This is a genomic window from Mycobacterium marseillense (assembly GCF_010731675.1).
In the GTDB taxonomy this organism is placed as follows: Bacteria; Actinomycetota; Actinomycetes; order Mycobacteriales; family Mycobacteriaceae; genus Mycobacterium; species Mycobacterium marseillense.
On sequence record NZ_AP022584.1, the window covers coordinates 5,314,396 to 5,328,441 of the forward strand.

The window sequence follows — 14,046 nt, forward strand, 5'->3', positions numbered from 1 at the left end:
GCGGTTTCGGGGAAGGCTAGCGGTTCGCCGGCGCCTTGGACCGGGCCCGCGGCGTCGGCGTCTTGCGCTGGCGGCTCGCCCCCGCCTTGCCCTTGGGTGCGTTGCTCTCGTCGATCAGCCTGCTGGCGTGATCGAGGATGCAGGTCAGCCCGTACTCGAAATTCGTTTCGTCGGGGGCCCCGATCCGGTGCCCGATTCGCGTGACTTGGGCAAGGAGCGGGGTCTTTTCGGGGTCGATGGCAACGGCGTCCTCGATGGCGCGGGGACCGACATCCGACGACTGGTTCTTTTCGTAGAGTCGTTGCAGCACCACCGATCCGCGGACGTGAACCGAAACCGCCGAATAGGTGTCGAACGCGTCCTCCGGTGACAAGCCGGCCTCCACCAGATTGGAAACCGCTTTTTCCATCTCCTGCGCGCCCATGCGCGCCGCTTTAGGAGACAGCGCCGCGCGAATCAAAATCAGGTCGCACAGAATTGGGTTACCCATGAACGTCTTACGCATCAAGCGCGCGTGGTTGCGCAGGGTCTCGCGCCAGTCGCTGGCTTCGACATAGGGAGTGGCGAACACATACTTGCTCAGTGCGCGGTCGGTCATCGCATTGAGCAGGTCGTCCTTCTTGCGGAAGTACCAGTAGATGCTCGTCACACCCACGCCGAGATGTTTGCCGAGCAGCGGCATGCTCAGGTTGTCGATCGACACCTCCTCGGCGAGTTCGAATGCGCCGCTGATGATGTCGTCGGGATTGATGGACCCGCGTTCGCGCCGCTGACGCTTATCGGCGGTTGCCTGTTTTGCCACTACGGGCACCTCCATCAAAATTCGTTTCGTGCATGCGGTCTGGCAGCCGTGCTGCCGGTAAAGTCGAATTTACCGGCTCTTCTGTTCTGACCTGCGTATACGCTTACGTGTCGCATTTTCCCTCTGCTACTGTAATACCTATCGTAGGCTTTTTGGTAAATCGGCTGGACAGGCGAAAATGACCAGGCTAGAGCTACGGATTAAGCAATGGATCTAGGGCTGGCGAACGCCACCGCGGTGGTGGTCGGCGGTAGCCGCGGTATGGGTTTGGCCACCGCGCGCTGCCTTGCCGACGACGGAGCCCGCGTCGCGGTGGTCGGCCGTAGCCGTGACGCACTGGACTCCGCGGTGACCGATCTCACGCAGCGGGGCAGCCCGGACGCGCTCGGGCTCGTCGCCGACATCGGAGACGACGCGGCGGTCGGCGCGGTGTTCGATGAGCTTTCCCAGCGCTGGGACGGCGAACTCAACGCGTTGGTCATCACGGTGGGACCGGGCGCCGCGGGCACCTTCGAGGATTTGACCGACGAGCAATGGCGCCAGTCGGTCGAAGACGGCGTGCTGGGCATGGTCCGCTGTGTGCGGGCGGCGCTGCCGCTGCTGCGCAAGGCGCAGTGGGCGCGGATCGTGAACTTCTCGGCGCACTCGACCCAGCGGCAAAGCGTCATGCTGCCCGCTTACACCGCGGCGAAATCGATGCTGACGAGCGTGTCGAAAAACCTGTCCCTGCTGCTGGCCAAGGACGAGATCTTGGTCAACGTCGTATCGCCGGGCAGCATCGCCTCGGAATCCCTGGTCGGCTGGGCGGATTCGGTCGGCGTCGACGGCCACGATCCCTACGCCCTGATGGAGGCCATCGGCAAGCACTTCGGCCACCCCGCGCACATGCCGCGGGCGGGCCTCACCGACGAGATCGGTCCGGTCGCCGCGTTCCTCGCCTCGCGGCGCAACTCCTACATGACCGGCGCCAACATCAACGTCGACGGTGGTTCGGATTTCACCTGACCACGGGTCGAAAAGAAATCGATTGGCAGACAGAAGGAGTCGACTGTGGCTACGGCAGCAGAGGCGCGCGCGTGGGCGCCCGGCGCATTGCGGGGGATCGGCGACTCTCTATACACCCCCTTCTGCGGCACCGACGGTGACGACATCGACTGGGACGCTTACCGGACGCTGGTGCGCTATTGCGTCGGTGACCTCGGGCACCCGATGTTGTGGTGCACCAGCGGGATCGCGGAATTCTGGTCGCTGACCCTCGACGAGCGCAAGCGTCTGCTGGAGGTCGCCATCGAGGAGGCGCGCAGTCTCAATCCCGGTGTGGTGGTGCAGGCCTGCACAGCGGCGATGTCGGCGAAGGATTGTCTGGATCTGACGCTGCACGCCCAGGAGGTGGGCGCCGACATCGCCTACATCCAGACGCCCATGATGGAGGCCCATGGGGGCGAAGGCGTCCTGCGTTTTTTCCATTACGTGGCTGCGCGCACGAATATCGCTCTGGGCATGTTCAATTCGCCGTCATCGGGTTACGTGCTGACCCCGGCCGAGAGCGCACGCATCTACGACGAGGTGCCCGCGGTGTGCGCCACGAAGGAGGGCGCCTTCCGGCCGGCGGCCAGCCGCATGCTGCACGAGCTGGCGCCCGGTCTGGCGGTGTGGGAATGCGACAAGACGGTGTACCGGGCCGGGTGGCTGCGCGACGGGATCGTGTGCCCGGCGCAGCTGGGGACCGCGGGCTACCTATTCGAGACGCCCGAGCGGCGATTGTTCTCCGAATATTGGGATTTGGTGCAGAGCGACAAGCTCATCGAGGCCATGGACTACGGCCGCGAGTCCGGGCTGGACCAGTTCGACCTGGACGTCGGATCGTGGTGGACGTGCTACCCGGGCCGTGCGGACTACTTCACCCACTGGGGCGGCGCGTTCAAGTACGCCGCGTCGCTGCTGGGGTTGCCGATCGGGGCGTACCCGCATTCCCGCCCGCCGCAGGCCGAATTGCCCGCCGAGGCGAAGGCGCAGATCGAGCATGCCTACCAGCGCCTGGGTTTGATCCAAACGGTGTTGCAGTAGAACGGATTACAACGCGAAGCGGGCCCGGTCAGATCACCGGGCCCGCTCGCTCAGCCGGCCGTTTACTGCTGTTCGGCCCGCTCACGTTCCTCGTACGTCTTGGCCTTGCCGCGGGCCTTCTCGGCGGCGGCTTCCTTTTTCCCGGCGCTGCGCTGCGCGTCCGCCTTGTCCTGCTGGGCCTTACCCTCTTCGATCAGGTCGTTGTGGCCGATGATGATGCCGATGACCTGCTTGGTCTTCCCGAGGACGTCTTCCACGATGCCCCGCACCAGTTCGATCGGGCCGCTCTTGGTGTCAACCATTGCCTCTCCTTACCCCATGTGATCGTTGGCTCCTCTACGCGTTCCCGATCACCGGGCGGGTGCAAACATGGGTCGGCGTGTCGGTCGCCACAAACGTCGCCGACCCCCCGTCCGGCGGGTCGAAGCCGCCGCCGGCCGACGGCCGAAAAGCGCAGTTTAGTGGCTGTTCACGGGCGCGCTGACGCAGTTGTGGAATGCGGTACCGATAGGTATACAGTATGGGTACAAACTCGCCAGTTCGTCAGCAATGAGGGGACGGTCTCATGAGCGCCGCCGACCGTGTGGTCACCGATGAGGCGGTGCTGTATGAGACCACTGACACCGGTGTTGCGGTCGTGACGTTCAACCGCCCGGGGCGGCTCAACGCCTGGGGCCCCGACATCTCCAGGGGCTTCTACGCAAGCATCGACCGCGCCGAAGCCGATCCCACGGTCCGGGTGATCGTGTTGACCGGTGCCGGCAGGGGATTCTGCGCGGGCGCGGATCTGGGTGGCGCTGGATCCATCGACGAAAAGCTGGGTGACGGCGATACCGACGTCACCAAGCTGGTCGGCGACCGCCACCCCCACTTCCTCACCGAGTTGCGCAAGCCGATCATCGCCGCGGTCAACGGCGCGTGCGTCGGCATTGGGCTGACCCACGCCCTGATGTGTGACGTCCGGTTCGCGGCCGCCGGAGCCAAATTCGCCACCGCGTTCACCCGGCGGGGTCTGATCGCCGAGTACGGGATCTCTTGGATCCTGCCGCGGCTCGCCGGCTGGGGCGCGTCGATGGACCTGCTGTTGAGCGGGCGCACGTTTTTCGCCGAGGAGGCCGCCGAACTCGGACTGGTCAAGGACGTGGTTGCCCCCGAACAACTGATGCCGCGGGCCATGGCGTACGCCGAAGACATCGCGCGCAATTGTTCGCCGGCGTCGCTGGCGGCCATCAAGCGGCAGGCCTACGGCGATGCGCTGCGTGACGTTGCCGATGTCAGCGCGCGCGCCGAAACGCTCATGCACGAGTCGCTGCTGCGGCCCGATGTCGTCGAAGGGATTACGAGCTTCCTGGAGAAGCGGCCGCCGCGGTTCCCGCCGTTGGCCACCTAAGCCGAAAGGATCATCATGAACGCGTTGGGCTACCAAGCGATCGACGTCGACAACCACTACTACGAGCCGGTCGATTCGTTCACCCGCCACCTGGACAAGCGGTTCAAGCGCCGCGGTGTGCAGATCGTCAGCGACGGCAAACGCAGCTGGGCCTTGATGGGCGACCGCATCAACCACTTCATCCCGAACGTCACCTTCGACCCGATCATCGTGCCGGGCTGCCTGGATCTGTTGTTCCGCGGCGAGATCCCGGAAGGCGTCGACCCGGCGTCGCTGATGAAAGTCGAGCGACTCTCCGAACACCCGGAGTACCAGAACCGCGACGCCCGGATCACGGTGATGGACGCCCAGGACATCGAAACGGTGTTCATGCTGCCCACGTTCGCGTGCGGGGTCGAGGAGGCGCTCAAGCACGACATCGAGGCGACGATGGCCTCGGTGCACGCATTCAACCTGTGGCTCGACGAGGACTGGGGCTTCGATCGCCCCGATCACCGCATCATCTCCGCCCCGATCATCTCGCTGGCCGATCCCGTCAAAGCCGTCGAAGAGGTCGAGTTCGTGTTGGCGCGCGGCGCCAAGCTGGTGCTGGTGCGGCCCGCGCCGGTGCCCGGGCTAGTCAAGCCCCGGTCGCTGGGCGATCCCAGCCACGATCCGGTGTGGGCCCGGCTGGCCGAAGCCGGAGTGCCGGTGGGATTCCACCTGTCCGACAGCGGCTACCTGGCGATCGCCGCTCTCTGGGGCGGGAAGTCGACCTTCGAGGGCTTCGGCGCGAAAGATCCACTGGATCAGGTGCTCCTGGACGACCGGGCCATTCACGACACCATGGCCTCGATGATCGTGCATGGCGTGTTCACCCGTCATCCGAAACTCAAGGCGGTCAGCATCGAAAACGGTTCCTACTTCGTGCACCGGCTGACCAAGCGGCTGAAGAAGGCGGCCAACACCCAGCCCCAGCATTTCCCCGAGGACCCGGTCGAACAGCTGCGCAACAACGTGTGGATCGCGCCCTACTACGAAGACGATTTGCCGGAACTGGCCGAGGTCATCGGCGTCGACAAGATCCTCTTCGGTTCCGACTGGCCACACGGGGAAGGGCTCGAATCGCCCGTGTCGTTCGTCGAGGAGCTGAAAGCATTCAGCGAGTCCGATGTTCGAAAGATCATGCGAGACAACGCCCTAGACCTCTTGGGCGTCCAAGTCGGATCGGCTGCTTGATCACCGGGGCCCGGGTACTTCCGTGAGCGAATGGACCATCGGGGCCGTCCTCGACGAGATCGCCGGCGTCATCGGCGACCGGACGATGACGGTGTGCGGCGACCGCCGCAGCACCTTCGCCGAGTCCGCGGACCGCACCCGCCGGCTGGCGAACTTCCTGGCGAGCAAGGGATTCGGCGCGCACCGTGAGCGGGCATCCCTGCAGAACTGGGAATGCGGGCAGGACCGGGTTGCGCTGGTGATGCACAACGATCTCTACCCCGACATGGTCATCGGGTGCCTCAAGGCCCGGACCGTCCCGGTGAACATCAACTACTACTACACGCCGCGCGAAGTCGGTGAACTCCTCGATTACGTACAGCCTCGGGCGGTCATCTACCACCGCGCGCTGGGCGCCAAGTTCGCCGACGTCCTCGCCCGGGACGGCGCCGATCTGCTGATCGCGGTCGACGACGGCAGCGAGGCCCCGAACCTGCCCGGTGCGGTGTCGCTGGAAGACGCGCTGGCGCAGGGGGATACCGACCAGCGCGTGATCGCGTCGCCGGATGACCTGCTGATGATCTGCACCGGCGGCACCACGGGCCGGCCCAAGGGCGTGCTGTGGCGGCAGTCCGACATCTATGTGTCGTCGATGGTGGGGGCAGACCATGCCGCCGCCCAGGAGATTCACGACAAGGTGCGCGGGGCGGCCGGGGCGCCGTGGTTCGCGGTGTCGCCACTGATGCACGCGGCCGGCATGTGGACGGCGTTCTCGGCGATCATGGCCGGCACGCCCGTGGTGATGTACGACACCGGCAAGAAGCTCGACCCGCAAACGGTGTTGGAGACGGCGCAGCGCGAGAAGGTCGGCTTGATGACGATGGTCGGCGACGCCTACGCCGCGCCGCTGGTGGCCGAATTGCGCCGCGGCTCCTACGATCTGTCGTCGCTGTATGCGATCGGCACCGGCGGCGCCGCGACGAATCCGAAATACCAACGCGCCCTGGTGGAGTTGATCCCCCAGGTGACGGTGATCAACGGGTACGGATCGTCGGAGACCGGAAACATGGGATTCGGTCACAGCCGGCGCGACACGCAATCCGACACGTTCACCCTGCGGGAGGGCGGGCTGGTGCTCTCCGAGGACTACAGCCGCTTCCTCTGTCCGGGCGAGACGGAGGTGGGTTGGGCCGCCAGGGAAGGACGAATCCCGTTGGGGTACTTCAACGATCCCGACGCCACCCGCAAGACCTTTCCCGAGATCGACGGCAAGCGGGTGGTGATATCAGGCGACCGCGCCGGGCTGGAGCCCGACGGTACGTTGCGGCTGTTCGGCCGGGACTCGCTGGTGGTCAACACCGGCGGCGAGAAGGTCTTCGTCGAGGAGGTCGAAGAGGTGCTGCGCGCCCACCCGGCGGTTGCCGACGCACTGGTGGTCGGGCGCCCCAGCGAGCGCTGGGGGGAAGAACTCGTCGCCCTCGTCGAGCTTCGGGGCGAAGGACCGGAAGCCGCCGTGACGGCCGACGAACTGCACACGGCGTGCACCACGCAACTCGCGCGGTTCAAGGCGCCCAAGGAATTCCTCTTCGTCGAGCAGGTCCAACGCCTGGGCAATGGCAAGGCCGATTACCGTTGGGCGAAACGTCACGCAACAGCAAAGGCGCCGATGTCCACATGAACGCGATCGATTGCCTGGTCAACGTGCACTTCGGCGAGACCGAGAAGCAACCGACCTGGATGCTCAAGGTGCGAGACGACTACTTCAAGGGCCCGCAGTCCATGTTCGAGCCCGTCGAGATGTCCGAGCTGATCGACGAAATGGACGCGCACGGCGTGCGCAAAGCCATCCTGATGGACAACCTCGCCAAGCCCTCGGTGACGGCGCGCAAATTCGTCGAGGACAAGCCCGAGCGGTTCGCCCTGGCCATGGGCGGGGTGAACCTGCTGCGGCCGATGCCCTCCCTGCGGGAGCTTGCCGCCGTCGTCAACGACCTGCCTGTGGCGTATGCGGCTGTGGGGCCCAGCTTTTGGGGTGACGGCCAGTACCCGCCCAGCGACGCCGTCTATTACCCGCTCTACACCAAGTGCGCCGAGCTCGAGCTTCCGCTGTGCGTCAACACCGGCCTGCCCGGGCCGCCCATCCCCGGGGAGGTGCAGAATCCGATTCACCTCGACCGGGTGTGCGTGCGGTTCCCGGAACTCAAACTGTGCATGATCCACGGCGCAGATCCCTGGTGGGACATCGCGATCAGGCTGCTGATCAAATACGCCAACCTGCGCCTGATGACGTCGGCATGGTCGCCGAAGCGACTACCGGAGAGCCTGCTGCACTACATGCGGACCCGCGGGAAGGGCAAGGTGATCTTCGGTTCCGATTGGCCCGTCCTGAAAATGCACCGCGTCGTGCCCGAGGCCACCGCGCTGGATCTGCCCGCCGACGTCCTCGAGAACTATCTCTACAACAACGCCCAAGAATTCTTCTTCGGTGGTCAGGAGGAATGCTGAGTATGGACCGTTACGAACTACGCAGGCTCGACTACAGCCTGACCAGCGATCACGAGGCGTTGCAGGCCGCGTACCGCGATTTCTTCAAGACGCATTGCCCGATCGAGACCGTGCGCGCCGCGGAGGAGACCGGCTTCGACAAGAACCTCTGGGAGCGGTTGTGCGCCATGGGCGCAACCACGATGGCCGTGCCGGAATCGGCGGGCGGAGACGGCGCGACGCTCGTCGACCTGACCTTGGTGGCCGAGGAGATCGGCCGGTCGCTGGCGCCGGTGCCGTGGATCGATCAAGTCTGCGCCGCGCGCCTGCTGGCCCGGCTCGGCGCCGTGGAACCCGATGTGGTGCAAGGCAAGCGACTGGTTGCCTTCGATCCCCAGCACGACGGCGGGTCCGGGGCGCGGCTGCTGCCCACCGGGTCGATCGCCGACCAGGTCATCGTGCGCGACGGCGCGGATGTCGTCGCGCTGACCTTCGGTACCCGCCCGACAAAGGTCGACAACATCGGCCGCCTGCCGATGGCCTGGGTGGATCCGGCGACCGCCGACACCCGCGCCGTGCTGGCCAGCGGATCCGATGCGCTGGCGGAATATCAACGCGCGCTGGATGAGTGGCGGGTGCTGTCGGCCGCGGCGTTGGTGGGCCTGGTCGACGAAACCATGACGATCGCCGCCGAGTTCGCCAAAACCCGCTACACGCTGGGCGTGCCGATTTCGACGCTGCAGGGCATCTCCCATCCACTGGCCAACATCGCCATCACGGTGCAGGGTGGCCGCAATCTGGCGCGGCGCGCGGCCTGGTTCCTGGACAACGAGCCCGACGAACGCCCCGAGTTGGCGCCGGCGGCCTTCGTGTTCATGGCGGAAGAAGCGGCGAAGGCCGCGACCATGGCCGTGCATGTGCAGGGCGGTCTCGGCGTGTCGGCGGAGGCAGCCGCGACGGCCTATCTGGTGCGGGCCCGCGGCTGGGCCCTGGCCGGCGGGGATCCCGGCGCCAGCGCGAAGCACATCGGCGAACTCGTCGCCGCGCGCGAGAGTAGAGAGGGCGCATAGTGGATTTCTCACGTGTCACGCTGTCCGACGACGACCAGCGTTTCCTCGACGAAGCGCGAGAATTCCTGCGCACCCATGTGACCGACGACGTCAAGCGCCGGGACCGCGAAACGGGCGACAACTTCGACGAAGGGGTGCACCTGGCGCTCGGCGCCGCCGGATACCTGGAACGCGAATGGAAGCCGGAAGCCGATGGGGGCTTCAGCCGGGTGCATCGCCGCATCTGGGAACTGGAGAAGCGGCGCGCCCACGTGCCCTGGGTGACCTGGGGTACCACCGCCATGGTGGCGCGTTCGGTGGCGCGGTTCGGGTCCAGCGAACTGCAGGACGAAGTGTTGCCGGGCGTCTTCAGTGGACACGTTCGGTTGTGCCTGGGCTACACCGAGCCCGAGGGCGGATCCGACATCGCCACCTGTAAGACCCGCGCAGTGCGGGACGGGAACGGCTGGATCATTAACGGCTCCAAGATGTTTACCACCGGAGCGCACAACTGCCGGTACGTGTTCCTCATCACCAACACGGACCCGTCCGCCCCGAAGCACAAGAGCCTGACCATGTTCCTGGTTCCGCTGGACTCCCCGGGCATCGAGATCCAGGGCATCCGCACCGTCGACGGCGACCGCACCAACATCGTCTACTACAGCGACGTGCGCGTGGACGACAAGTACCGGCTGGGAGAGGTGAACGCGGGCTGGACCGTGCTACGCGAACCGCTCAACGTCGAGCACGGTGCGGTGGCTGCCGCCCCCGACGGGTTGCAGGACGTGTCGATCATGATGCATCAGGCCGGTTTCATGGCCGACGCGCTGGACAAGGCCGCGGCCAAGGTTTCAGAGCGGGATCCGAACGGGCGCAGGCTCATTGACGATGCGGCGGTGGCGTACCGGTTGGGCCGCAGCGCCGCGCGTATGGAAGCGGCGCTCAGTGCGCCCAGCATCTTCGGCCGCGTCGCCCTCGCGCAGACGATGCGCGACATCGCGCCGGACCTGATGGATCTGCTGGGCACCGCGTCCACCCTGCCGATCGGCACCGACGGTGCGGCCGACGACGGCGCCGCGGAGTACGTGTTCCGGTTCGCGCCGCTGGTCGGGATCTACGGCGGCACGCTGGAGGTGTTCCGCAACATGATCGCTCAGTACATGCTGGGCCTGGGCAAGCCGGCCTACGCGCCGGTCGCGCAGAAGGCTTCCTAGCGCTCGGCGGGGTTAACGGCGCCCGCGAGGGCCGGCGGGTTGACGGCGGCGGGGTCGGGGTTGGCGATCGGCAGCCCCATGAACCGGCGGGCGTTGTCACCCATGAAGTCATACGTGCGCCGCTCGTCCATGGTGTCGGCGTATTTCCAAAAGCCGTTAGGCTCGGCGAGGCCTTCGGGGTGCGGGTAATCGGAGCCGAAGAGCACCCTGTCCCATCCCACCGTCTCGACGACGTCGGCCACGCAGCCCTCCCAGAACGGGCTGACCCAGATGTTGCGCCGGAACACCTCGTGCGGATGCTCCGGGAAATTCTGCGGCATCTTCTTGTAGAGGTCTTCAAAGTCGGTGAACAACGGGAAGATCCATGAACTGCCGTTCTCGACGCTGGCGATGCGCAGCTTCGGGAATCGGGTCAGGGTGCCGTGGCAGATCAGGCTGGTGATCATGTCGGCGATCTCGCGATGGCCCAGCACCATCCAGCGGAATGCGCTCATGGCCATGAAGTTCTGGGTGTGGGGAGGTTCCCACGTGCCGACGTAGTCGTCCAGCGGTGGGTAGCTGGCATGCAGCACGATCGGCAGGCCGGCGGCCTCGACGTCGCGCCAGAAGGGGTCGAATTCGGGCAGCGCCGGCGACCGCCAGCCACGGACGCCGTTCACCGGCCCCGGTTTGACCAGCGCGGCGCGAACACCGTTGGCCAGGAGGTAATCCAGTTCGCGCTGAGCGGCGTCGACCTCGGACAAGTTGATGATGGGCGTGGAGAACACGCGGTCGGCGTAGTTGTAGGTCCAGTGTTCGGCCATCCACTGGTTCAACGCATGGATGATCGCGAGTGTGAGCTCGGGGTCGTCGGCCGAGGAGTGCTCGACCAGGCTGGCCAGCGTGGGATAGTTCAGCGCCTCGACGACACCCTGGCGGTCGAGTTCGGCCACTCGATCGACCGGGTTACGGGTCGCTTCCGGCGCCGCGATGGCCGGCCCCTGCATCTCCCGTAGCGTGAGGCCCTCGGTGTTTTCCCCGGCGAAGAACTTCTCGTGCGCGCCGGGGGCGGCGACGCGTTCAAATGTCGGGTTGGGGATGAAGTCACTGACCTTGTTGTTGATGATGATGCGGGTTTGCCGCCCGATCTGGGCGAATTGGACGGCCCGCGAATACTTCTCCGGAAGGTACTTCGTCAGCGCTTCCGGTGTTTCGTACATGTGCTGGTCGGCGTCGAAGATCGGCGCCCCGGTGAATTGGGTCATCGGCTCGGTGCCCTTTCTCGCGTGAGCAGACGCAGAATCGCGCAGTCGAGACTCGAATCGTGCGATTCTGCGTCTGCTCGCGCTAGGTGGTGAGGATGGTGGCCGCGGCGGTGCCCGGCGCGCCGTAGAGCTGAGCGAACCCGACGCGCGGGGCACCGGCAACCTGACGATCACCCGCTTCGCCGCGCAGCTGGCGCACCAGCTCGTGGATTTGCCGCAGGCCCGACGCCCCGATCGGTTCGCCGTTGGCGATCAGCCCGCCGTCGGTGTTGATCGGCATCGAGCCGGTGATCTCGGTGGCACCGTCGGCCAACAGCTTCTCCTGCTCGCCGTCGGCGCAGAACCCGCATTCGGCCATGTGGATGATCTCGGCGCCGGCGTCGGTGTCCTGCAGCTGGATGACGTCGACGTCTTCCGGTGCCACTCCGGCCTTTTCGAACGCGGACTTGGCGGCATACACGGTCGGCGCCACGTCCTCGTCGACGGGGGCAAAGGTGGTGTTCACCTCGTAGGCGCCGTAGCGACGGGTGCGCACCTCGACCGCGCGCAGGAAGATCGGTTTGGCGGCATAGCGGTGCGCAATATCGGCACGGCACATGACCACGGCGGCGGCGCCCTCGTCGGGCGCACAGAACATGTACTGGGTGAGTGGGTAGTTCAGCATCGTCGAGTTGAGGATCTCGTCTTCGGGAATCGGCTTGCGGCGAAACGCATTCGGGTTCTGCGCGCCGTTACGGAAGTTCTTGGCGGCCACCTTGGCCAGCGTTTGCTGGGAGATGCCGTGCTCGTGCAGGTAACGGTTGGCCTTCATGCCGAAGAATTGCGTGGTGAGGTACTGCCCGTTCTCGGCGTACCAGCGCGGCATCCCCACCAGCGCCGGGTCTTCGGTGAACGCGCCGCGCGGATGCTTGTCCAGACCGATGGCGATCCCGATGTCGTAGTCGCCCAGCCGGATTCCGTCCGCGCAGGCCTTGGCGGCGCTGGCCGCGGTCGCGCAGGCGTTGAACACGTTGGTGAAGGGGATGCCCGACAGCCCGACCATGCCGACGATCGCATCGGGATTGGCGACCGTCCAGCTGCCTCCAGTGGCGGCCTGGATGTCCTTCCACTGCACGCCCGCATCGTCGACCGCGAGCCGGATGGCGTCGACGCCCATTTCCATCGCGGACTTGCCCTCGAAGCGGCCGAAGGGGTGCAGGCCCACGCCGATGATCGCGACGTCATTCATGCGCACCACTCCTCCTCATCGCTTCGCTCTGCATCGTCGCCGGTGCGATTCATGCGCACCACTCCTCCTCATCGCTTCGCTCTGCATCGTCGCCGGTGCGATTCATGCGCACCACTCCTTCTCATCGCTTCGCTCTGCATCGTCGCCGGTGCGATTCATGCGATAGCCCCTGCCTCTTTGAGTTCGGCGATGCGGTCCCAGTCCATCCCGAGTTCCATCAGGACGATTTCGGTGTGCTCGGAGGCCTGCGGGGCCCGGGTGGTGACGAGCGGCTCGTGGTTGAACTGCACCGGCCCGCGCACGACCTTGAACGGTGCGCCGCCGTCGTTGGCCTCGACTTCGACGATCATGTCGTTGGCGATGGCTTGCTCGTCATCGGCCAGATCGATGAGGCTCTGGAACGGCGCCCACTGGCCCTTCATCGTTTTGAGGTGCTGTCGCCAGTAGTCGAAGGGCTTGCCGGCGAAGGCCTTTGCGATCAGCTCGGCGGCCGCATCGGCGTTCTGGATCAACGGCAACACGTCGGAGAAGCGGGGATCGTCGGCGGCCTCGGGGATGCCGAGGTGCTCGAACGTGTCGCGAATGTAGCCCGTCGGACTGACGATGCACAGGTTGATCGTGCCGCCGTCGGAGGTTTCGTAGTTGCCCAGAAACGGGTTCACCGATGCGGCGGCGGATCCTGGCATCGGTGTGCGCATGACCTCGCCGGTCTCCATGCCTTGCGTGACGCTCGCGCCCGCCGCCCACCACGCCGTGCTCAGCAACGACACGTCCAGCTCGAGTGCCTCGCCGGTGCGTTCGCGGTGCAGCAGCGCGGCCGAGATGCCGCCGGCGATGAACATGCCGCCGATGGAGTCCCCGAAGGCGGGAATGCCTTGTCCCAGAGCGCCGCCCAACTCCTCGGGGGTCAGCGCGTACCCCACCCCGCTGCGCGTCCAGAACGCTGTTCCGTCGTAGCCGCCGACGTTCCGCTCGCCTCCCTTGTCGCCGTAGGCGCTGCCGCGGGCATACACGATGTTCGGGTTCACGGCGCGGATGTGCTCGACGTCGAACTTGTTCTTCTGCCGCTGCGCGGGCATGTAGTTGGTCAGGAACACGTCGGCGGTCTTGGCCAACTCGTAGATCACTTCCTGGCCGCCCGGCGTGGAGACGTCGATTCCGACGCTGCGCTTGCCACGATTGGGATGCTCGATCAGCGGATGCCGGTCGGGATCGAGTTGGAAGCCGCCCATGTTGACGAAGCCGCGCTGGGTGTCGCCGCGTGCCGGGTGCTCGACCTTGATGACGTCGGCGCCCCAGTCGGCGAGGATCGCACCGGCGGCGGGGACGAACGTGAACTGCGCAACCTCGAGGACCCGAAAGCCCTGCATT

At 66.0% G+C, this 14,046-nt stretch carries 13 protein-coding genes; 8 read left to right on the forward strand and 5 right to left on the reverse strand.

What is annotated here, in order from left to right:
- Window positions 1-16 precede the first annotated feature (16 nt).
- Window positions 17-817, reverse strand: coding sequence for a TetR/AcrR family transcriptional regulator (locus G6N26_RS24840; protein ID WP_067175327.1), 801 nt, complete (start codon window positions 815-817; stop codon window positions 17-19).
- Between the two features lie 192 nt (window positions 818-1,009).
- Here G6N26_RS24840 and G6N26_RS24845 point away from each other — a divergent pair, with 192 nt between their 5' ends.
- Both G6N26_RS24845 and G6N26_RS24850 read left to right on the forward strand, forming a co-directional pair.
- Window positions 1,010-1,807 carry an SDR family NAD(P)-dependent oxidoreductase gene (locus G6N26_RS24845; RefSeq protein ID WP_083015283.1) on the forward strand — a complete coding sequence of 266 codons (798 nt, stop codon included), beginning with the start codon at window positions 1,010-1,012 and terminating at the stop codon, window positions 1,805-1,807.
- 45 nt (window positions 1,808-1,852) lie between these two features.
- The gene (locus G6N26_RS24850; RefSeq protein WP_083015286.1) at window positions 1,853-2,869 is read left to right on the forward strand and encodes a dihydrodipicolinate synthase family protein; all 1,017 of its coding nucleotides are present in this window, start codon (window positions 1,853-1,855) and stop codon (window positions 2,867-2,869) included.
- 62 nt (window positions 2,870-2,931) lie between these two features.
- Here G6N26_RS24850 and mbp1 read toward each other — a convergent pair whose 3' ends face one another.
- Complete coding sequence (gene mbp1 / locus G6N26_RS24855; RefSeq protein WP_067175336.1) at window positions 2,932-3,171, reverse strand: microaggregate-binding protein 1; 240 nt, start codon at window positions 3,169-3,171, stop codon at window positions 2,932-2,934.
- 263 nt (window positions 3,172-3,434) lie between these two features.
- On the opposite strand from mbp1, the gene G6N26_RS24860 reads away from it, so the two are divergent.
- Genes G6N26_RS24860 through G6N26_RS24885 form a run of 6 tightly spaced genes read left to right on the forward strand, consistent with a single transcriptional unit; the run spans window position 3,435 to window position 10,203 of the window.
- On the forward strand, window positions 3,435-4,259 hold the full coding sequence (locus tag G6N26_RS24860; protein ID WP_067175339.1) for an enoyl-CoA hydratase: 825 nt from the start codon (window positions 3,435-3,437) through the stop codon (window positions 4,257-4,259).
- Window positions 4,260-4,274: 15 nt separating this feature from the next.
- On the forward strand, window positions 4,275-5,477 hold the full coding sequence (locus G6N26_RS24865) for an amidohydrolase family protein (RefSeq protein WP_067175342.1): 1,203 nt from the start codon (window positions 4,275-4,277) through the stop codon (window positions 5,475-5,477).
- 22 nt (window positions 5,478-5,499) lie between these two features.
- Window positions 5,500-7,134 (forward strand): acyl-CoA synthetase, encoded by a 1,635-nt coding sequence (locus G6N26_RS24870; protein WP_083015290.1) that lies wholly within the window; start codon window positions 5,500-5,502, stop codon window positions 7,132-7,134.
- Window positions 7,131-7,961 (forward strand): amidohydrolase family protein, encoded by an 831-nt coding sequence (locus G6N26_RS24875; RefSeq protein ID WP_067175348.1) that lies wholly within the window; start codon window positions 7,131-7,133, stop codon window positions 7,959-7,961. The genes G6N26_RS24870 and G6N26_RS24875 overlap by 4 nt, the downstream gene beginning before the upstream one ends.
- A 2-nt stretch (window positions 7,962-7,963) precedes the next feature.
- On the forward strand, window positions 7,964-9,010 hold the full coding sequence (locus G6N26_RS24880) for an acyl-CoA dehydrogenase family protein (protein ID WP_067175350.1): 1,047 nt from the start codon (window positions 7,964-7,966) through the stop codon (window positions 9,008-9,010).
- Entirely contained in the window at window positions 9,010-10,203 is a 1,194-nt protein-coding gene (locus tag G6N26_RS24885; protein WP_083015294.1) for an acyl-CoA dehydrogenase family protein, read from the forward strand. The genes G6N26_RS24880 and G6N26_RS24885 overlap by 1 nt, the downstream gene beginning before the upstream one ends.
- Here G6N26_RS24885 and G6N26_RS24890 read toward each other — a convergent pair.
- From G6N26_RS24890 to G6N26_RS24900, 3 genes are all read right to left on the reverse strand, one after another.
- Window positions 10,200-11,447 carry an amidohydrolase family protein gene (locus G6N26_RS24890; protein WP_067175356.1) on the reverse strand — a complete coding sequence of 416 codons (1,248 nt, stop codon included), beginning with the start codon at window positions 11,445-11,447 and terminating at the stop codon, window positions 10,200-10,202. The two genes, G6N26_RS24885 and G6N26_RS24890, sit on opposite strands and share 4 nt — an antisense overlap.
- Before the next feature lie 82 nt (window positions 11,448-11,529).
- Entirely contained in the window at window positions 11,530-12,675 is a 1,146-nt protein-coding gene (locus G6N26_RS24895; protein WP_067175359.1) for a thiolase family protein, read from the reverse strand.
- A gap of 155 nt (window positions 12,676-12,830) precedes the next feature.
- Window positions 12,831-14,045 (reverse strand): CaiB/BaiF CoA transferase family protein, encoded by a 1,215-nt coding sequence (locus tag G6N26_RS24900; RefSeq protein ID WP_083015298.1) that lies wholly within the window; start codon window positions 14,043-14,045, stop codon window positions 12,831-12,833.
- Window position 14,046 lies beyond the last annotated feature (1 nt).